The sequence below is a fragment of the Veillonella parvula genome, assembly GCF_945949885.1.
In the GTDB taxonomy this organism is placed as follows: Bacteria; Bacillota; Negativicutes; order Veillonellales; family Veillonellaceae; genus Veillonella; species Veillonella parvula_B.
In genome coordinates this window covers 1-21,765 of record NZ_CAMFFZ010000018.1, presented here as the reverse complement: position 1 = coordinate 21,765, position 21,765 = coordinate 1, and the positions used below count along the sequence as shown (strand labels likewise).

Genomic DNA, 21,765 nt, shown 5'->3' with positions numbered 1-21,765 from the left:
GCAAGAAAAGAGATGAACTATATATAATATGGTATAATATAAAGATTGGTATTGTATCCCAGTATGGGACCTAGAATTAGGAGAGTACATGATTCGTAAATCTACTATTATAAAATCATTAACAGCTTTAGTAATGTCTGCATTATCTAGTACAATCGTACAAGCAGAGGTATTGGTACCATTAGATCAATTTTTAGCCACTACTACACGTCATTACGAAACAAATCAATATAAAACAGCATATACAGTATATGTTCCACAAAGTGAATTACAAGGTGATACGGTTATTTTAAATCCTGCAGCCGTAGGTGAACCTGTTAAATTGCCCATTACCAAAAAAGATGGTATATCCTATGTAGATATTGAGTCTGAGCCAACTATGCTGGGTGTTAGCTATACAAAAAATAATGGTCAACTTATTTTAGGACCTGCACCAGAAGCATCTACGGTGAAAGCACCTTATACATTGCAAACACCATTGGCTTGGGCTTTTGATCCATGGACAACAGAGGGAATTCCGTATCAGGCAAAACTCAATACGAGTGGTGATAATATTATTTCTCCAAGTTGGTTTAAATTGCATAGCTTAGGTTTAGAAGCAAGTTCAAATGTAAATATTGATTATGTGAAAGCGTATAAGGATAAAGGCTATCATATTTGGCCGTTAATTACTAATCGGTTTGACTCTAATTTTACAAGTGGTATTTTGTCGGATCAATCGGTATGGAAGAAATTTGCTCATAACCTTGTTCAATATGCCTATATATATGGGTTTGATGGTTATAACTTTGATTTTGAAAACATTGATTATGCTGATCGTGATCGTTTAACAACATTTGTAGCATATTTGTCTAATCATTTACATCAGTATAATATTAAAACTTCTATCGATGTGACTGGCTATTCTGATAGTCCAGAATGGTCATTAGTGTATAACCGTAAAGCTTTGGCAGATACAGTAGATTATGTAGTTCTTATGGCGTATGACGAAACTTGGGCTAAGAGTACTACTGCAGGTCCTGTTGCAAGTTATCCTTGGGTTCGTAGCCATACAGAAAGAATGCTATCTGAAGTTCCTTCTCAAAAGTTAATATTAGGCGTACCATTCTATATGCGCTTATGGCATGACACGAATGGTTATGCTAAAAGCGAAACATTGGCTATGAAGAATATAAGTAATTACTTTGCTAATTACAGGAATAAAATGACTTGGGACGATCGATTAAAGTTATACTATTTATCTATTCCAACAGCTTCTGGTTCAGATCGTATTTGGTTTGAAGATAATACATCGTTAGGATTAAAACTTGATCTGGTAAAAGAATTACACCTTGGTGGGTTTGCTGCATGGCGTAAAGGGTTTGAAGATATTTCTACGATTACTATGATTCAAGAAAAAGATTTAGGTCGTGGTATGCCTAAATCTGCTAACCTTGTTGTTTCAGAACCTAAATTAGAAGAAGCTAAGCCGTTGTCTAAACTTGATGCTTATAAATTGCGCTTAGAAGAAAAACAAAAAGAAAAAGCAGCTAAAGCGGAAGCAAAACAGAAAGCTAAAGAAGAGAAAGAAGCTGCTAAACGCAAAACAAAAGAAGAAGTTGAAAAAGTAAAAGCTGAAAAAAAACGCTTAGAAGAAGAGGCTAAAGCTAAAAAAGAACACAATAAACAAACTTTTAAAGAGCAAAATGATTTATATACTAGTCATAGTTCTGGTCAAAATACAAGCCCTAATAATGATTTAACAAAAACTATTCAAGTCGTAAAACGCTAGTGTTTGACTGCTTTTACAGTACGTAGTAAAATAAAAACATTAATTATAAAATGGCAACCTATGAGGTTGACCATATGAGGAGGCCCCTACATGAACGAAAAATATGTAGCCCAAGATATTGAAAAAAAGTGGCAACAGTATTGGGAAGATAACCATACATTTAAAACAGAATATGATGAATCTAAAGAAAAATACTATGTATTAGAAATGTTCCCGTACCCATCTGGTAACTTACACATGGGTCACGTGCGTAACTATTCCATCGGTGACGTAGTAGCTCGTTTCAAAAAAATGAAGGGCTTCAACGTGTTGCATCCAATGGGCTGGGACTCCTTTGGTATGCCTGCTGAAAATGCGGCTATCAAACATGGTATTGCGCCTAAAACATGGACTCTTGATAATATCGAGAACATGAAATTGCAACAAAAAGCACTTGGCTTGTCCTATGATTGGGACCGTGAAGTTGCAACATGTAAAGAAGATTATTACAAATGGACGCAATGGTTCTTCCAACAATTTTATAAAAAAGGCTTAGCGTACAAAAAAGAAGCTAAAGTAAACTGGTGTGAAACTTGTCATACTGTATTGGCAAACGAACAAGTCATCGATGGTGCTTGCTGGCGCTGTGATAACCCAGTTGAGAAAAAAGATTTGTCTCAATGGTTCTTGCGTATTACAGAATATGCTGATCGCTTGTTAACTGATTTAGATACTCTTGATCACTGGCCACAACGCGTTAAATTGATGCAAAAGAACTGGATTGGCCGCTCTGAAGGTACAGAATTTTCCTTTGAAGTACCTTCTATTAATGAACGTGTATCTGTGTATACGACCCGTGTAGATACAATTTATGGCGTAAGCTATGTAGTACTGGCTCCTGAACATCCATATGTAGAACATCTCATTGAAAACGCTCCTAATAAAGCTGAATTAGAAGCTTTTATTACACGTATGCGGAATATGAGCGATATCGACCGTACATCTACAGAGGCACCTAAAGAAGGTATGTTCACAGGCTCTTATGCAGTAAACCCTATGTCTGGCGAACAAGTTCCGGTTTGGATTGCTAACTATGTATTAGTAGACTACGGTACAGGCGCTGTAATGGGTTCCCCTGCACATGATGAACGTGACTGGGAATTTGCTCATAAATACGATTTGCCAATTAAACAGGTTGTAGCTTGTGAAGACGAAGAATATAGCCTTGAAAAATGGCAAGAATGGTACCATGAAGATGGCATTCTAGTTAACTCTGGCGATTATAACGGACAAACATCTGCAGAGGCTCGTAAAAATATTACAGCTGCTCTTAATGAACATGGCATTGGTGAAGGTAAAGTAAACTTCCGTCTTCGTGACTGGTTGATTTCTCGTCAACGTTACTGGGGCGTGCCAATTCCTGTAGTATATTGTGAAACATGTGGTGAACAACTCGTTCCTGAAGAACAGTTGCCAGTACGCTTGCCAGAGGATGTTAAATTTGAATCTGGTGCCGTATCTCCATTAGCTACATCTGAAAGCTTCTTAAATACTACATGTCCTAAGTGTGGTGGCCCTGCACGTCGTGAAACAGATACAATGGATACATTTATCGATTCCTCTTGGTACTTCTTACGCTATACAGATGCTAAAAATGACCAAGCTCCATTCGATAAAAAGATCGCTAATTACTGGATGAATGTTGATCAATATATCGGTGGTATTGAACATGCTATCTTGCACTTGTTGTACTCTCGATTTTTTGTGAAAGTTATTCACGACTTAGGTCTTATCGAAGCTAACGAACCATTCCGAGGCTTATTGACGCAAGGTATGGTTCTTAAAGAAGGCAGCAAAATGTCTAAATCTAAAGGTAATGTAGTTTCTCCAGAAGAAATCATCAATACCTATGGTGCAGATACTGCTCGTTTGTTTATTCTATTCGCGGCTCCTGTCGATCGTGACCTTGATTGGTCTGATCAAGGTGTTGAAGGCTCTTACCGCTTCTTAGGTCGTGTATGGCGTATCGTTGATGCGTACAACGAAGAAGCTAAGAAAAATGTTACCGGTGAACTTACAAAAGACGAATTCAGATTACGTCGTGAGTTACACCGTGTCATCAAAAAGGTTACGGAAGACTTAGATAATAATTTCAACTTTAATACTGCAATTTCTGCAATCATGGAACTTGTAAATGCTATGTACGCTCATAAGGACAAAGCAGAGACTATCAATAGCGCATTAGCAAATGAATTGACTCGTTCGTTATTGCTTCTTTTAGCGCCATTCGTTCCTCATATTACAGAAGAGTTATGGCATGAATTGGGTGAAACTACATCCATTCATACTGAAAATTGGCCTGTATACGAAGAAGCTGCGCTTGTAGTAGATGAAGTAGAAGTAGTATTGCAAGTAAATGGTAAAGTTCGCGATAAACTTACTGTTTCCGTAAATATTACGAAAGAAGAATTAGAAACAATGGCTAAAGAGTCTAGTCGTGTTCAAGAGTTTACAGAAGGTAAAAACATTGTAAAAGTTATTTATGTACCAGGTAAACTTGTAAATATCGTTGTTAAATAAATATAAATGATGATATTTTTGGTTAATAATGTAAGCCCCCAACTACATAGGTAGATGGGGGCTTATTTTTAAGAGAGGTAACTATGGCAAAACGTAACGATTATATTTCCTGGGATGAATACTTCATGGGTGTTGCCATTTTAGCGGCACAGCGTTCTAAAGATCCAAACACACAAGTAGGTGCATGCATAGTTAGTAATGACAATAAAATTTTATCTATTGGTTATAACGGTATGCCTTTAAAATGTAGTGATGATGATTTCACATGGGAACGCGATACGGCGGATGATAATAAATACTTTTATACCGTTCATAGTGAACTGAATGCCATACTTAATTATCGGGGCGGTTCTTTAGAAGGTTCAAAAATATATGTAACACTTTTCCCTTGTAATGAATGTGCGAAAGCCATTATTCAAAGTGGTATTAAGGCCGTTATCTATCGTGATGACCTATATAAGGATACGAAAGAGGTAAAAGCTTCTAAACGAATGTTGAAAACCGCAGGTGTAGAAATTATTGAATACAAGCCTACAGGCCGCACTTTGAATATCACATTGTAATGTAATAAAAATTTAATTGCTTTTAAAATCCCCTATATACAGTTGTATATGGGGGATTTCGTTATCTTTTATTTATGTTTATACTTGTAAGCGACCATCGATCATGATGTCTACTTCTTGACCATTACGTGTATAGCCTTTGATATTCATATGTTCATGACCAATCATAAAGTCTACATGTGTTAAAGAGTGGTTCAAACCACGTTCTTTTAATTCGTCGTCAGATAAACCATCACTGTTTTTGAGGCATGTAGGGTAAGAGGCTCCAATTGCTAGATGGCATGATGCATTTTCATCAAATAATGTTTCATAGAAGATTTGATTAGATTGGCTGATTGGACTAAAATGATCAACTAATGCAACTTCGCCAAGGTAGTGTGAGCCTTCATCTGTCTCAACTAATTCTTTTAGTACTTCATAACCTTCTTTTGCAGTGTATTCTACAATTTTACCTTCTTTGAACGTGAAGGAAAAATCTGAAATCGTATTGCCATGGTAAATTAAAGGTTTTGTGCTATATACAATGCCGTTTACACCATTGTACTGTGGTGCAGAGAAAATTTCTTCGGTAGGAATATTAGCATTGAAGATAGTACCATCTTTAGACGTTTCTTCACCGCCTTGCCAAATATGACTTTCTGGTAATTCTAGTAAGAGGTCAGTACCATTTTCACAAGTGTAACGTAATGCTTTTAAGCCTAGTTTATTAATTGCTTCGCGACGACGGCGTAATTTAGCCATGTGGTGACGGTATGTATCCTTTGCCTCAATGCTTTCGATGCGACAAAGTTTAAGCAAAGTTGCCCACAATTGGTCGATTTTTTCTTCATCGGTACCTTCATAACCGAGTAAATCTGCCCATAAAACAGTTGGCACAGAAGCAACGCACCAAGTAACAGAAGAATTCATAATGGCTGTGTGATAGAAGGATAAGGCTTTGTTTAAGTTACGAGATTGTAAAGAAATACGTTCTGTCGGGATGCCAGCAAGGGCTTTAGGGTTGGCACTAATTAAAGATAAGAATGCTGCTTTATCATCGATATATTGCTTATAGAATTCAGGAATCCAGTTAGCAGGTTTTTCTAAGACTGTTTCTTTGGCATGCATTAAATGTTGACGTGCAATAGGTGAACAGCGCCAGTTGAGGACAACCTCTTTAGCCCCAAATTGATAGGCTTCTTCTGTAACGATAACTGCAAAGTCTTTATTTTCCACATCAACAGAAATAACTAAAGTTTGATCTTGTTGTAAATTTACGCCGTATTGTAATAATGTACGGGCGTATTTTTTTAATGTTTCTTGATTCATAAATTCTCCTCTTATTCGACATCAATTGTTAAACTCCTGCTAGTGTGACTAATAGAGTCAGTGGTAGGAGTTTTATTTTTCATAGGGAAATCCTTCAGTAGGAGGTGCACTATGAAATATAAATTGAAGCCGTATATGATAATTATATTAATCCTATGTATTTTAGTAGGAATTTATTTCCTATGGCCTATTATAACAGATGAAAGCGATTCTGTCCTTGTTGAAGGGGGAGTAGATGGAAATTCTTCTATATCAAATGTAGCAGAAATATCTAATAAACCGATTGCTTATATTACAGGTGCCGTAGTTTCCCCTGGTCTATATGAGCTTGAAAGCTCTGCAACAATAGGAGATGTTATCAAGCTAGCAGGAGGACTGTTACCGTATGCAGACGTAGAGTCTATTAATATGGCTAAATCAGTTACTGGAGGAGATCATATCCACGTAGTTTTTAACTTTCACGGAAATCCTGAAGCGTTATTACGTGGTAATAAGATAAATATTAATACCGCCACTGCTAAAGAACTAGATGCGTTGCCCGGCATTGGCCCTGCTATGGCAAAGAGAATTGAAGAATATCGTTCGCAAAAGGGTCCCTTTACATCCGTTGAAGGTATTAAGGGGGTGAAAGGTATTGGTGACGGAGTATTTAAGAAGATTAAAGACAAAATTACAATTTAGTCATCAAGATAGCAAGAATGATGAACCCTTCTTTGATGCAAATGATGTTAATTGGAACACTAAGGTTTTAACCCATAGTCAATGGGCACATACTATATTGGGTTCTATAATTATGGGTACAATATTAGGCTATGGTCAGTATTATCCTGTACTTATGCAGATGCACTACATCTTTGCTATTGGGTTAGCTATTATAGTTGTGGGTATTTTCAAAGCATTACAATCGTCTGAAAGATGGCATTCACTTAGCAAATTAATCATCTTAGTCTTTGTTTTAGTTGGTTTATCTTATTATCAAACAGATTTACAAATTATTAATTATAATAGCTATACATCATACTATTTACAGCAAGAAGGAGAATATCTAGGTACTGTTGTATCATCCCCTGAAATAGTAAATCTAGATGGACAGGAATATTACAAATATAATGTTACTCTTCATGGATTATATCCTTATAAAGATACCGCAAAAAACTCCTATATAAAGGCTCAAGGATGTTTACAAGTATACTCTAAGGTATCAGCTACAAATAACAAAATAAGATTGGGAGAACAAGCCATTATTGAAGGAACTCCAAAATCTTTATTTTTCATCGAAGAGGAAGGTCGGATCAATCTTCGAGGCAGATATATGGGTTCTAACACAAGAGGACGAATCTACGATGGAGTTTATCGACCTGCCAGTGCTAAAGATTTAAAAACATTTTCATATAAAGAGAGTATTTATGAAGAAATATATAGGAGAAGTTTATATCTATGTGGTCAAATACGAGAATCTATAGAAAAGAATATTGCTAGTAATCTAGATGGCCCACAAAAGGTATTAGCTCAAGCGTTAGCTTTAGGTGGTCATTATAGTGAACTAGGAGAAGAACGGATGAAAGATTTTGCCTATACTGGCCTCATCCACATTCTATCTATATCTGGCTCGCATATTGCTTTACTATTAGCTTTAATTTATAGTCTAGGAAGGCTTGTTAAATTACGGAAGCGTACATGTTTAATTTGGGGTATATTAGTAGCTTGTATATATTGCTGTATCGTTGGTGGAGATGCACCAGTTGTACGTGCAACGATGATGAGTATACTCATGTGTATCGCCTATATAAAGGGACGACTATATCAGGCCAAACAAGCATTATGTATATGTGCTATTTTATGTGTCATATATGATCCGTTCTCCTTATTTGATGTAAGCTTTCAACTATCCTTCGGGGCGACTTATGGTTTACTCATATGGGGAAAAGTATTATATGAACGGATACAGTGGTTACCAAGATGGATAAAAACACCTTTTGTATTATGTGTATCCGCACAGTTACTCATATTGCCATTACAACTCTATTACTTTCACTATATTAGCATTGCTAGTTTGCTAGCAGCCTGTATAGTAGCACCCCTATTAGATATATCCATAGTTTTAATTTTTGTAAGTACTTTAGTCAGTTACGTATTCCCTATATCGTTAATATGGTCTTTAGTAGATCTACTATTGCGAATATCTTTATATTTAAATCATGTGTTAGGTCGTAGTGATAGTCTACTTTGGCTTGGTATGATGCATCTTTATTGTGTTTATATATATTATGCTCTATTAGGTTTGTTTACGTATTTTTTGACACATAAGAATAAGTATACTGTATATATAGTGATGTCCTTATTATGTATGGTTGCAACCTTTGGTGCTTCATACTATGTGACTCAGCATCACAAGGATACAATAATCCATTATATTCCTATGAAACAGTGTAATGTTTTACTTTGCATAGACCCAAACCATAGAGGAGCATATCTATTAATCGATGCACCAGATTATATTAAAACTATACCTAATGAAAGACTTATTAATCAGGCTATAAGGGCATATGGTGTAAATCCTAAAGATATAAAAGTTGAGTACTTTCACAGTAACGGTTCTGCACAGGTGGTATATAAAAATGGTATGAACCAAATCGTCGTATATAATGGACAAAGTAGAGAAAAAAATCTAAAATTAAATGATAAGACTAATGTGTTATATATAACGAGTCGATCCAGTGTAATGAATGAAATAGGGCGTATTTCACCTCATAGTACAATTCTATTTGGCAGTCCCCACGGTGCGTTACGCGATGTGGATCCATCAACAGAACATATGTATATAATGGGATACGGCTATATCAAAGATATCTATTTGTGAAAGGAGGAAACATGGTACATATTCAACTCATTTATGGCGATGAGCCACAATTAATTGAAGAAGAGAAACGCAAATTTTTAAGTGCCTATCCAGACCTTCCAGTGACCGTATTAGACGATGAGGCGGGCCCACAGAAGATTAGTGAAAAGCTCTGTGAAGATTCACTCTTTGGGGATCAAAAAGTGTTTTGCTTAGTTAACTTGCCCATTATTCGTAAAAGCGGCAAAAATAGTGATGCTTGGGTCCCATTATATGAGCTCATCATGGAATATAATGGGGATAATCCAATTGTTTTGATTTATCATGACATGATAGATAAACGAATCAAGCAGAATAAAGAGCTTTTAAATAAAATACCGAATCGTGAATGCAAGCGCCTTGAAGGGGCTGACCTTGTGATGTGGATTCGTCAATATTGTACATCTAATGGATTTAAAATGACTCCTGATGCACAAGAATATGTAGCTCATCTCATCGATTTGTGGCAAGATGTACCGGTTTCATTTATGAAAACCGAATTTGACCGTTATTTTTTACAGATAACAGGTGATAAAGTCATTACGAAAGAGTTCCTTGAAGAGAATGGTAGTGACTATGGTGCTAAAAATATTTTCACCTTTAAAGAGGCTTTGTTGAAACGAGATATTGATACATTACTTGAATTATTTCCGTTTATGTTCGGCTATAAAGAATTAGATCGTGCTATGAGCTATATTGAGGGGCAGTTACGTTTGCAGCTACTGGTTAGCGAATGTCGCCAAGCGGGAATGTCTGTTCAAGCCATACAAAACTTATGTAAGGATCATGATTCGTCATTTAAACCATATCCGATTAAGTTGGCTTACGAAGCAAGTACTAGAATTTCAGTTAAGGCCTTGCGAGCTTTATTAAAAGGGCTCTATGAGATTATTTTAGATAGTCGTAGCAGTAAGGGCGATATTTGGCGATTTAGAGATTTATGTATTACCTATTGTGGGTATAAAGGATAAAAATGAAAGTACGTTATCGTGTTGTACCAAAACAGAATAAGAAATCATCTTTCTATGTGAACTGTCATAGCCAACATGTGACGATACAAGCTGCAGACTCTGCCTTTTCTACGTTGCTCAGTCTACGTGACAGATTATCTGCTTGGTATAAGGAGAAGAATATATCCTTTGATGATATTCCGACAAATACCGATACAGCTTGCTGTTTTGCTTGGAAAGTAGATACTGAAACTGGGGAAGGTTTAGATACCTATTATTATGGCGGTGGCTGTGGTGCTGGAGAATGGATTGAGGCTGCAGAGGCACAACGGGAGGCTGAAGAGGCTAAAAGCCAAGCACCTAAAGGAAAATCTTTTGCAGGTTATGATCAAGAAGACGATTTTGACGATGATTTTGTACCATTTGTAGATGCCGTAGAGCTTGGCTATTTTAATAATAGTCCAATCGTTGTTTCTCGTCCTAGTCAAACAGCGGCAGCATTTTATGATGGTGATACTGTAGCATCTGTAAGTAGCACAGCTAAAAGAAGTAAAGGTTTTGCTCCTAAAAGCGTTACCAAATCCACATCTAAAGGTAGTGAAGGGGATGGAAAATATCCACGTCGTGCGCCAAAGGATGCACCTACTGATGAAGGTATGATTTTAGGTCCTAAAATTGAAGGGATTACTTCTAAAATCATGGGGACCTTGGATACACCTAGTGTAATCTTTGAAGGGGTATTAGTGGGCTTAGATAAACGTGATACTAAGACTGGTAAAAGTATTGTTAACGGTAGCATCGTAGATGATACGAATAGTATTAAGTTCATCAAATTTACGAATAGCCCTGAAGAAGGGGATGCGCTACTTAAACAATTAAAAGGCTTACAACGCGTTCGTGTACAAGGTAGTGTCAACTTTGACGATCGTTTTGATAAAGATTATATCTTATCGATTCGCAGTATTGAAGCAGTGGAAACTACAAGTGTAGAGCGAACTGAAAACCGTCCAGATTCTCGTGTAGAGCTTCATTTACATACTAAGATGAGTGATAAAGATGCTCTCGTATCTGTTAAGGATTTATTTAAAACAGTTAAAAAATGGGGTCATCCTGCGGTTGCTATTACTGATCATGGTGTTGTACAAGCCTTCCCAGAAGCACAAGCCCTTGGTAAAGAGTTAGGTGTTAAGGTTATCTATGGTGTAGAAGGCTATCTCATTGAAGACGAAACGGTAGCTCGTGACGAAGAACCTATAGTAGATAAGAAAAAGAAGAAGGAAAAAGATAAACGATATCATATTATCTTACTTGCAAAAAATATGGTAGGCTTGCGTAATTTGTACAAGATGATTTCCATTTCTCATCTTGAACACTACAAGGTTCGACCTCGTTTACCGCGTTCTGTTATTGAAGAACATAGAGAAGGCATTATCATTGGTTCCGCTTGTGAAGCTGGGGAGCTTATGCAATCCATCGTTCGCGGCGCTACGAAAGAAGAGCTTTTAGAAGTGGCATCCTTCTATGATTATCTCGAAATTCAGCCACATACGAATAATATGTTCTTAGTTCGTAAAGGCCTCATGCCGGACGAACAAGCCCTTATCGATATGAATAAAACCGTTATCGAATTAGGGGAAGCCTTGAATAAACCTGTATGTGCTACTTGTGACGTTCATTATTTGACACCAGAAGAGAAAATATATCGTGAAATCATGCTAACTGCATGTGGATATCCAGATGCAGACGAACAACCAGATTTACATTTACGTACTACAGATGAAATGCTTGCGTCATTCCCTTACTTAAGCGAAGAGAAGGCGTACGAAGTAGTTATCACAAATACGCGTGCAATTAATGATAGCATTGAAGATATTAAGCCAGTTCCAGATGGTACATATTCACCTAAGATTGAAGGCGCTGACGAAGCTTTCACGGAGATGTGCTATAAAAATGCGAAGGCTATTTATGGTGATCCATTGCCAAGGGTTGTACAAGAACGTCTTGATTATGAATTGGATTGTATTATTTCCAATGGTTATGGCGTATTGTATTACATCGCTCATAAGCTGGTAAAAAAATCTCTAGATGATGGGTATCTCGTAGGTTCTCGTGGTTCCGTAGGATCTTCCTTTGCAGCAACCATGTCTGAGATTACAGAGGTAAATCCATTACCGCCACATTATGTATGTCCTAATTGTAAATATTCAGAGTTCTTTGAAAAGGGTGAATATGCAGGGGGCTTTGACTTGCCTCGTAAAGATTGTCCTAAGTGTGGTCATGCGTTACAAACAAATGGTCACGATATTCCATTTGCTATCTTTCTTGGTTTTGAAGGTGACAAGGTTCCAGATATTGACCTTAACTTCTCCGGTGATTACCAAGCAAAAGCTCACAAATATACGGAAGAATTATTTGGCCGTGACAATGTATTTAAAGCAGGCACAATCGGTACAATTGCTGATAAAACTGCTTTTGGTTATGTTAAAAAATACGCCGAAATTCGAGATATACAAGCCCGCAATGGATTCTTTGAACATTTAGCGAAAGGCTTTACAAATGTAAAGAATACTACGGGACAACATCCTGGTGGTATTATGGTATGTCCTCGAGATATGGATGTGCATCACTTTACGCCCATACAACATCCAGCGAATAAAAAGGAAAGTGGCGTATTAACGACACACTTTGATTATCACTCCATCGAAGGTCGTATGACTAAGCTTGATATTCTGGGCCATGATGATCCCACAATTATTCGTATGCTAGAGGATTTGACAGGTATCGATGCTAAGACAATACCATTTGATGATCCAAAGACATTGAGTTTGTTTTCCTCTACGGAGGGGATTGGTTTAACACCTGAACAATTGCAAGGTGACCAGGTAGCCAGCTTGGCCGTACCAGAATGTGGTACGAAGTTTGTACGAGGCATGTTGGAAGACTCTCGTCCGCAAACCTTCTCTGACTTAGTACGTATCTCTGGTTTCTCTCATGGTACGAATGTATGGCTCGATAATGCGCAAGACCTTATTAAAAATGGAACTTGTAAGTTGAACGAAGCTATTTCTACCCGTGACGACGTAATGAATTTCTTAATCCATCGTGGTATGGATAGAAAGCACAGCTTCTTCGTTATGGAAAACGTACGTAAAGGGAAGGGGATTGAAAAACGAAATAAACAAGGTCAAGCTACAACGGAATTTGAAGCAGAAATGCGCGAAAATAATATTCCTGAATGGTTTATTGAGTCTTGTAAAAAGATTTCCTATTTATTCCCAAGGGCCCATGCGGTAGCTTATGTAATGATGGCCTTCCGTATAGCCTGGTTTAAGGTATACCATCCATTGGCATTCTATGCAGCATATTTCTCTATTCGCGCAAAGGCTTTCGACTTACGAATCATGACAGGAGACCTTAAAACACAATTGACCGAGTTTAACCGTATCAAGGCTCTTGATCGTGCTGCCAGCCCTAAAGACAAGGACCTTATGAGTGCCTTGGAAGTATCTATGGAAATGTATCAACGGGGCTATCGTTTTATTAATGTAGATATTCAACATTCTGAAGCTAGACGCTTTAACATTAAGGATGGAGCTTTATTGCCACCATTCTTAGCTATTGATTCACTTGGTGAAACAGTGGCTGATGCTATCGTCGAGGAAAGAAATGAACGTCCATTTACATCTCTAAAAGACTTACAACGCCGTTGTAAAGTATCAAATACCATCATTGATCTTATGAAAGACCTCAAATGCTGTGGTGAACTTCCTGAAGACGAACAAATGTCACTATTTGGAGCATAATAAAATACAAGATAAGATTTAAATACAAAGTAAGCACTATATCTCAAATGTGGATATAGTGCTTATTTTTATGTAATTTGCTACAATATATTTAAGATATGTCTTTGATATTAGGGAGTGTTGAAATATGATTGAGCAACTTCAAAATCATGCTGATGAGATAGAATTTTGGGAGATTGAACCTGAAGATACTATTGAATTAGAAGAATCAGATATTCCAGGTGTATACATTAACGAATTCATGGAATATGTAGATGAAGAGGGGAATGTACTATCTCCATCAGAGGTCGATGCGATACGATATAAAGACGATTACGAGGACGATTATTATAGATAGAAATAGTTAATGTGTTATATGTATATTGAATCGAGTTGGTGAATTATGAGAGTTCCAATATATGAAGCTTTAGCACACTATAAAAAGAATGAAGAGCTACCTTATACAGAATATTTTAGCTTGAGATTTTTTTCTGATATATCATTAGCTGAAGAGGCTCTAGTTGAATCTAAAATATTGTCTGGATTTTCTAAGTTAAATGATGATTCCTTTTCCATAAAAACTCACTATTTAAATGATTGTTCTCATATAAGTAATCAAGTTAGTTATGAAATAATAAATAATAAAATTTATGGTGTTTGGTATGATTACGATATAAATCCATATTATTCCAGTTCTGGATACATAGGTTTATTTAGCACTTTAGAATATGCAGAGAAAGCATTAAAGTGGTATAAGACCTGGGATATATTTAAAGTATATGGTTTAGATTGTTTAGGAATTGATACAATTACTCTCAATTTAAGGGGCTGGACTGAAGGTTTTATAACAGTATATGATTAAAATTATGCAATAAAAGAGGTATCATCGAATGATGACACCTCTTTTTGAAAGTTTTGCAGTTTATTTATTTTGGCAGATTTTGCAAATTTTGCAATATTAGTATAGGGATTTATATTTCATCCAGTTTGTTTTGGCCATTTCTTTAAGTTCTGTACCACGGCCATCAAGGATTGCATTGATTAAATATTTGCTGAAGCCTTTAGCTTGTTGGTAAGCAATCTTCGGAGGCATTGCAAGTTCTTGTTTGTCCACGCGAACATTAACGATGACTGGACCATTATGGTTAAGGGCTTCCGTGATTTTTTCATCAACTTCGCTAGAGTTATGAATGCTAACCCCTTTGATACCAGCAGCTTCGGCAAGTTTACCGAAATCTGGATTTACAAAGTCTGTAGCGTAGTCTAGATAGCCGGAAGCTTTCATTTCCATAGCGATAAAGCTAAGTTCTTCGTTATTGAATACAAAGATTTTAATAGGTAAATTAAGTTGTTTTAATGTTAACATTTCGCCCATCATCATTGTAAAGCCACCATCACCAGAGAGGGAGATGACTTGACGGTTAGGACATGCATTTTGAGCGCCAATAGCATGCATCATAGCATTCGCCATAGACCCATGGTTATAGGAACCTAAGATGCGACGTTTACCATTTGTTTTTAAGTGACGAGCCGTCCAAATTACAGGAGTACCTACATCAAAGGTAAAGATAGCATCTTCACTTGCTAACTTATTCAAACGATTAACAAAGTATTGAGGGTGAATTGCTACACCATCTGGTTCAGCTACGGCATAACTATCTAAGTCAGCTCTAAATTTTGTATATGCTTTACGTACAGTATCAATAAATTCAGTATCACCACGTTGGACTACAAGAGGTAATAATTCTTTTAACGTATCTTTTACAGTACCAATGATACCTTGTATAAGAGGTACGCGACGACCTAAAGCACTAGGATCTCTATCTACTTGTATTACTTTCGCATTTTCTGGATAGAATGGACGGTAAGGGAAGTCTGTACCAAGCATTACCAATGTATCACATTGTTCAATAGCACGGTAGCCAGATGTATAGCCTAATAGGCCAGTCATACCTACATCATATGGATTATCCCATTCAACCCATTCTTTACCTCTGAAAGCATGTACAACCGGTGCTTGTAAGCGTTTTGCTAATTCTACCACTTCGTCATGAGCACCTTCACAGCCGGCACCACAGAATAGGGTAATACGTTTGCCTGTTTCTAAATGAGCCGCCATTTCTTCAATATCTTCTCGTTGTGGAACGATATGAGGTAAACGAGGTGGGTTCCACACAGGTAATTCATCAATTTCCATTTCCATAACTGCAACGTCCCCAGGAAGAACGATAACAGCAACATCTTGGTTACCAACAGCAGCGTTCATAGCACGGAATAGAATTTCCGGCATTTGTTTAGGACTAGAAATAAGTTCACAGAAACAAGAACACTCTTTGAATAGATTTTCTGGATGTGTTTCTTGGAAATAGTTCAAACCCACTTCAGATTGAGGAATGTGAGAAGCAATGGCCAATACTGGAACACGATTGCGATGACAGTCGAAGAGACCATTAATCAAGTGTAAGTTGCCAGGACCAGAGCTACCAGCACATACAGTTAGTTTATGAGTTAGGGATGCTTCTGCACCGGCAGCAAAGGCTGCTGTTTCTTCATGTCGTACATGTTCAAAAGCAATTTTACCATTGCGGCGTAAACTATCATTTACAGAGTTTAGACTATCTCCAGTGATACCGTAAATGCGTTCGATGCCCGCATTGGCTAAGACTTCTATAAGTACATCAGAAATTCGTTTTTTTTTTGCCATATTATCACCTATATTTAATAATTACTATCATTAAAATATGGTTATTCAAACCATATATACTATATTAGACTTGTTTAACTTGTAATTATGTGATAAAAGTTACTATTTACTGTATACATAGTTTATATATGTTTATATTAAAAGTAAATATATATTATTATTTATATTGTTCTAGTATTTGTGTTCTAAAAATTATATTTTAATTAAATTATTTAATATTCTTTCTCAATACAAAACTATTATTCTTGCATAACATTAATAAAAGTGTTACTATTAATTCATAAACAAAATAGATAAGTCTTTGGGGATAGGTGAAATTCCTTACCGGCGGTAAAGTCCGCGAACCTTTTTGGTATGAATCGGTGCAATTCCGATACCGACAGTAGAGTCTGGATGAGAAAAGACGAGGCACATTTTTTGTGCGCATTTATAATGACCCAAGGACTATATAATAGTCCTTTTTTTATTGAGGTGATATGGTGGATGACGTAGTATATATGAAGCGCGCCATTGAACTGGCAAAATTAGCCACAGGTCACACCTCACCAAATCCTTTGGTTGGTGCTGTTGTGGTAAAAGATAATACAATAATCGGTGAAGGTTATCACCATAAAGCTGGTACAGCTCATGCTGAGGTGCATGCACTAAATCAAGCAGGTGATAATGCCAAAGGTGCTACTTTATACGTAACATTAGAGCCATGCTCCCATTATGGTAAAACTCCACCTTGTGTGCTTCGTATCATTGAGGCTGGCATAGCTAAAGTAATAGTAGGTAGTACAGATCCAAATCCACTAGTTTCTGGAAAGGGAATGGAGTTACTTCGTGAAGCAGGTATTGAGGTTGTTTGCCCCGTATGTAGTGATGAATGTGCTGAACTAAATGAGCATTTCTTTACCTATATACAGACAGGTAAGCCTTTTGTCACTATAAAAAGTGCTATGTCACTAGATGGGAAAATTGCTACATCTACTGGACAATCTCAATGGATTACAAATGAGTCCTCTCGTCGCGATGGACATGTGTTTCGTGCCACGCATGATGCCATGCTCGTTGGAATTGGTACAATTTTGGCAGATAATCCACAGTTAAATTGTCGCCTAAATGATACGGAACTATGTGAGGCTGTATTGGATACAGCTGTCCTAAAGAAACCTATTCCAGTTCATCAGCCAGATGTAATCATATTGGATAGTCTAGGTAGAATGCCTACTAACAGTCAGGTTTTTGACGTAGAAAATCGCAAGGTGCATATCTTTGTATCTAAAGGTTGTCCAAAAGAGCGAATTCAGGCTTTAGAAAACGTAGGTGCCATTGTTACCGTAGTAGAATCTATTTCTACTCGTAAAAGCAAGAGCACAGACATTGTGATTGATATTAAGAAATTATCTATTGATGATATTCTTACAAAACTAGGTGAACTAGGTTACACATCTATTCTTGTTGAAGGTGGATCTGCAATTATCAGTTCCTTTGTGGAAATGAAGAACTTTGATAAGGTCGTAACATATATTGGAAATACCATTATTGGTGGTAACGATGCAACACCAGCTGTAGGAGGTCGAGGTTTTGAAAGTTTAAAGGCTTCGCCACAACTAACTTTCACCAAGATTAAAGTATTAGATAATAACATTCGCATTGAAGCGTATCGTCAAGGAAGGAGGGGCGCTTATGTTCACGGGAATCGTTGAAGAAATTGGCCGCGTCGAGAACATTAAAAAGGGCCCTAAATCCTTAACCATAACAATTCGAGGAGAAAAAATTTTTAGCGATTTAAAAGTTGGTGATTCCGTAGCTGTTAATGGGGTGTGCTTAACGGCCACAACGATTGGCAATAGTATATTTACAGCGGATGTGATGCCAGAATCCATTAAGATGACTACGTTTACTAATTTGAAAGTCCATCAACCAGTCAACTTAGAGCGAGCTATGCTTGCTAATGGTAGATTTGGTGGTCACATTGTGGCAGGCCATGTAGATGGTACAGGTCGTATTATTAACCGTGAACAAACCGATAATGCTATTATCTTTACTATCGAGGCTTTAAAATCCGTTATGGATTATGTGATCTATAAAGGATCAATTACCATCGACGGAATTAGTCTAACAATAATGCGCAGGACGGACAGCAGTTTTTCCGTTTCTATTATTCCTCATACATTGGGTGAAACGATTTTAGGTTCGGCTCATATTGGTACAGAGGTTAATTTAGAGACCGATATCGCTGGTCGATATATTCGTCATTTTATGAATCTTGGTAGTGAACCTATCGAAGAAAAGCCAAAAAAATCTATGCAATCCCTCTTAGTAGATAATGGATTTATATAAGTAAGGAGCGTTCCTATGAGCGAACAATTACATTCTATTAATGAAGTCTTACAAGACCTTAAAGCTGGTAAACCTGTTATTATTGTTGATGATGAAAGCCGTGAAAACGAAGGCGATCTTATCATTGCTGCAGAGTTTGCGACGCAAGAAAACATTAACTTCATGGTTAAATACGCTCGCGGTATCGTATGTACGCCTATGCGCCGCGAAGCGTTAGAAAAACTTGGCATTCCTGTAATGGTTGCCAAAAATACTGATAACCATGAAACTGCTTTTACTGTGACTGTGGATCATGTAGATACTACAACAGGCGTATCTCCTGCAGAGCGTGCTTATACAATTCAAAAACTATTAGATCCTAATGCGAAACCTCAAGATTTCCGTCGTCCAGGTCACGTATTTCCACTTGTATATAAAGAGGGCGGCGTATTGGTACGTCAAGGTCATACTGAGGCATCTATCGACCTTTGTCGCCTAGCAGGGTTACAAGAGGCTGCCGTTATTTGTGAAATTACTAAAGACGATGGTGATATGGCCCGTTTGCCAGATCTTATGAAATTTGCTAAGGAGCATGACTTGAAAATTGCTTCTGTAGCAGAACTTATAGAATATCGTAAACAACATGAAGATATGGTTGAGCTTGGTGCTTGTTCTAAGTTGCCTACTAAATTTGGTGATTTTAATATCTTTGTATTTAAAAATGAATTAGATCATAAAGAGCATTTAGCTATCGTAAAGGGCAATGTTCAAGATTGTAGCGATGTGCTTGTACGTATTCATTCTGAATGTTTAACAGGCGATGTATTTGGTTCTAAGCGCTGTGATTGTGGCGAACAATTAGACAATGCGTTGCGCGCTATTGAAAAAGAAGGCAAAGGCGTTGTAGTATACATGCGTCAAGAGGGCCGTGGCATTGGTTTGACCAATAAAATTAAAGCCTATGCATTACAAGAACAGGGCCTTGATACGGTAGAAGCAAATGAACAATTAGGCTTCCCTGCAGATATGCGTGAATATTCCTTAGCGGCTCAAATTATTCGTTTCTTGGGTATTAAAAGCATCCGCTTATTAACTAACAATCCCGAAAAGCGTCATGGCTTAGAACATTGGGGAATCAATGTAACTAGCCGTGTACCACTTATTATTGCTGCAAATAAATTTAATGCAGGCTATTTAAAAACAAAAGAAGAAAAAATGGGTCATATGTTAGAAGACTAATTAACTTTCACCATATAACTCGGTCGTTACATATATATTTCCCTAGATGGAATAGAGGAGGTCAACATAATGATGGTTCAAGAAGGCAACTTATTAGGATCTGGTAAAAAATTTGCTATTATCGGTTCTCGTTTCAACGAGTTCATCACATCTAAATTAATCGGTGGCGCTGAAGATTGCTTACTTCGTCACGATGTAAAAAAAGAGGATATTACTGTGATCTGGGTACCAGGAGCTTATGAAATTCCTTTGATTGCTAAAAAAGCAGCTTTATCTGGTCGTTATGATGCAGTTATTTGTGTAGGTGCAGTTATCCGTGGTGCCACTACTCATTATGATTATGTATGTAACGAAGTAGCTAAAGGGATTGCTCATGTATCTTTGGAAACCGGTATTCCTGTTATGTTTGGTGTAGTGACTACTGAAAACATCGAGCAAGCTATCGAACGCGCTGGTACAAAAGCGGGTAATAAAGGTTACGATTGTGCTATGGGCGCTATTGAGATGGTTAACCTTATCGATCAAATCTAAGAATTGTATATATAACACTCAGTATCTCATGGTACTGGGTGTTTTTATATCATCGAAAATATGTTCTTTTAAATTTAAATCAGACTAGACGAACATATATTCTTTATTATTGAAAGTCAAATATTTGACGTGATATACTATATAAGCAATATAAATGTAATATCTTATATAAAATAAGTAGAAATAAGGAATGATAGAATGGATTATATAAAACGTTTTACAACCCGAGAAGGGGTTCGTATGTCTTTAGCTGTAACAACCGATACAGTTGAAACAGCTCGTGTACGTCATGATTTATGGCCTGTAGCAACAGCTGCTTTAGGTCGTGCTATGACGGGAGGTATTTTATTAGCTGGTGATTTTAAAAACCATGAAAACGTAAGTCTTCGTATCAAAGGTGATGGTCCACTAGGTGTAGTTCATGTAGATGCATTCTCTGATAATACGGTTCGAGGCTATGTAGACGAGCCACATGTTGATGTACCTTTAAAGCATGCTGGTAAGCTTGATGTTGGTGCTGCCGTAGGTCATAATGGGGAAGTACAAGTTACGCGATTTACACAATTGGCGCAAGACTATACTTCTACAAGCCCGATTCAAAGTGGTGAAGTAGCAGAGGATTTGGCATATTATTTATATGCATCTGAACAAGTACCGTCAACGATTAGTTTAGGTGTATTAGTAGATCCAGATTACCATACAGTTGTAGCTGGAGGTTTTATCGTACAAGCCTTGCCAGATGCTACAGATGAAGCATTAGCACAAGTAGAAAAGAATATTAATGAACTTGGTCCTATTACAGAATATTTGAAAGCAAATCCAGATGGTAAAGGTCTTATGGAACGCGTTCTCGATGGTTTAACTGTGAATGAAGTATATAATGAACCAATTCATTTCCAATGTCGTTGTGGTCGTGATCGCTTTGCCAGTGTGCTAATGACATTACGTGAAGAAGATAAGAATGCTATTTTGGAAGATGACGTAACAGAGCTTGTTTGCCATTATTGTAATGAAAAATATCATTTCACACGTGAAGAGTTACAAAATATGTTCACCTCAAAAGGTCCAATTCAATAAAAACTTTATAATATGTAGAAAAAATACAGGCTACTAGGTTTTTTGTTCGAGTATAATACATTTGTGACAAAAGAATAAAAAATAAGAAGATTCTCT

General features: G+C 37.0%; 16 protein-coding genes and 1 riboswitch. Of the genes, 14 read left to right on the top strand and 2 right to left on the bottom strand.

The features are described 5' to 3' along the window. Positions 1–88 precede the first annotated feature (88 nt). From Q7O55_RS06530 to Q7O55_RS06520, 3 genes are all read left to right on the top strand, one after another. A complete protein-coding gene (locus Q7O55_RS06530; RefSeq protein WP_303929313.1) occupies positions 89–1,771 on the top strand; it encodes a glycosyl hydrolase family 18 protein in 1,683 nt (560 codons plus the stop codon). A 90-nt stretch (positions 1,772–1,861) separates the two neighbouring features. Continuing rightward, on the top strand, positions 1,862–4,330 hold the full coding sequence (leuS, locus tag Q7O55_RS06525; protein WP_303929312.1) for a leucine--tRNA ligase: 2,469 nt from the start codon (positions 1,862–1,864) through the stop codon (positions 4,328–4,330). An 83-nt stretch (positions 4,331–4,413) separates the two neighbouring features. Beyond that, a complete protein-coding gene (locus Q7O55_RS06520) occupies positions 4,414–4,893 on the top strand; it encodes a dCMP deaminase family protein (RefSeq protein ID WP_303929310.1) in 480 nt (159 codons plus the stop codon). 78 nt (positions 4,894–4,971) lie between these two features. Here the strand turns inward: Q7O55_RS06520 and Q7O55_RS06515 are convergent, their stop codons facing one another. Continuing rightward, positions 4,972–6,201 (bottom strand): aminopeptidase, encoded by a 1,230-nt coding sequence (locus Q7O55_RS06515; RefSeq protein WP_303929309.1) that lies wholly within the window; start codon positions 6,199–6,201, stop codon positions 4,972–4,974. 111 nt (positions 6,202–6,312) lie between these two features. On the opposite strand from Q7O55_RS06515, the gene Q7O55_RS06510 reads away from it, so the two are divergent. The 6 genes from Q7O55_RS06510 (at position 6,313) to Q7O55_RS06485 (ending at position 14,673) form a co-directional block, all read left to right on the top strand. Further along, complete coding sequence (locus tag Q7O55_RS06510; RefSeq protein WP_303929308.1) at positions 6,313–6,882, top strand: ComEA family DNA-binding protein; 570 nt, start codon at positions 6,313–6,315, stop codon at positions 6,880–6,882. Continuing rightward, positions 6,839–9,061 (top strand): ComEC/Rec2 family competence protein, encoded by a 2,223-nt coding sequence (locus Q7O55_RS06505; RefSeq protein ID WP_303929326.1) that lies wholly within the window; start codon positions 6,839–6,841, stop codon positions 9,059–9,061. The genes Q7O55_RS06510 and Q7O55_RS06505 overlap by 44 nt, the downstream gene beginning before the upstream one ends. An 11-nt stretch (positions 9,062–9,072) precedes the next feature. Beyond that, positions 9,073–10,050: a DNA polymerase III subunit delta gene (holA, locus tag Q7O55_RS06500; RefSeq protein ID WP_303929307.1), complete on the top strand. Its 978-nt coding sequence runs from the start codon at positions 9,073–9,075 to the stop codon at positions 10,048–10,050. Between the two features lie 2 nt (positions 10,051–10,052). After that, a complete protein-coding gene (locus tag Q7O55_RS06495; RefSeq protein ID WP_303929306.1) occupies positions 10,053–13,832 on the top strand; it encodes a PolC-type DNA polymerase III in 3,780 nt (1,259 codons plus the stop codon). A gap of 127 nt (positions 13,833–13,959) precedes the next feature. Next, complete coding sequence (locus Q7O55_RS06490) at positions 13,960–14,169, top strand: hypothetical protein (RefSeq protein WP_008713956.1); 210 nt, start codon at positions 13,960–13,962, stop codon at positions 14,167–14,169. A gap of 45 nt (positions 14,170–14,214) precedes the next feature. After that, positions 14,215–14,673, top strand: a complete 459-nt coding sequence (locus Q7O55_RS06485; protein ID WP_303929305.1) for a hypothetical protein — start codon at positions 14,215–14,217, stop codon at positions 14,671–14,673. Positions 14,674–14,769: 96 nt separating this feature from the next. Here Q7O55_RS06485 and poxB read toward each other — a convergent pair whose 3' ends face one another. Continuing rightward, positions 14,770–16,515: a ubiquinone-dependent pyruvate dehydrogenase gene (poxB, locus tag Q7O55_RS06480; RefSeq protein ID WP_303929304.1), complete on the bottom strand. Its 1,746-nt coding sequence runs from the start codon at positions 16,513–16,515 to the stop codon at positions 14,770–14,772. Positions 16,516–16,808: 293 nt separating this feature from the next. Then, positions 16,809–16,924: riboswitch (FMN riboswitch) on the top strand. Between the two features lie 67 nt (positions 16,925–16,991). Here poxB and ribD point away from each other — a divergent pair. The 5 genes from ribD to hslO all read left to right on the top strand — a co-directional run bounded on the left by ribD (position 16,992) and on the right by hslO (position 21,669). Continuing rightward, complete coding sequence (gene ribD / locus Q7O55_RS06475; protein ID WP_303929303.1) at positions 16,992–18,206, top strand: bifunctional diaminohydroxyphosphoribosylaminopyrimidine deaminase/5-amino-6-(5-phosphoribosylamino)uracil reductase RibD; 1,215 nt, start codon at positions 16,992–16,994, stop codon at positions 18,204–18,206. Then, positions 18,187–18,843, top strand: a complete 657-nt coding sequence (locus tag Q7O55_RS06470; protein ID WP_303929302.1) for a riboflavin synthase — start codon at positions 18,187–18,189, stop codon at positions 18,841–18,843. Before ribD ends, Q7O55_RS06470 begins: the two co-directional genes overlap by 20 nt. 15 nt (positions 18,844–18,858) lie before the next feature. Next, complete coding sequence (locus Q7O55_RS06465; protein WP_303929301.1) at positions 18,859–20,061, top strand: bifunctional 3,4-dihydroxy-2-butanone-4-phosphate synthase/GTP cyclohydrolase II; 1,203 nt, start codon at positions 18,859–18,861, stop codon at positions 20,059–20,061. A gap of 69 nt (positions 20,062–20,130) precedes the next feature. Next, a complete protein-coding gene (ribE, locus tag Q7O55_RS06460; RefSeq protein ID WP_303929300.1) occupies positions 20,131–20,592 on the top strand; it encodes a 6,7-dimethyl-8-ribityllumazine synthase in 462 nt (153 codons plus the stop codon). A 198-nt stretch (positions 20,593–20,790) separates the two neighbouring features. Continuing rightward, positions 20,791–21,669, top strand: coding sequence for an Hsp33 family molecular chaperone HslO (gene hslO, locus Q7O55_RS06455; RefSeq protein WP_303929299.1), 879 nt, complete (start codon positions 20,791–20,793; stop codon positions 21,667–21,669). Positions 21,670–21,765: the final 96 nt, after the last annotated feature.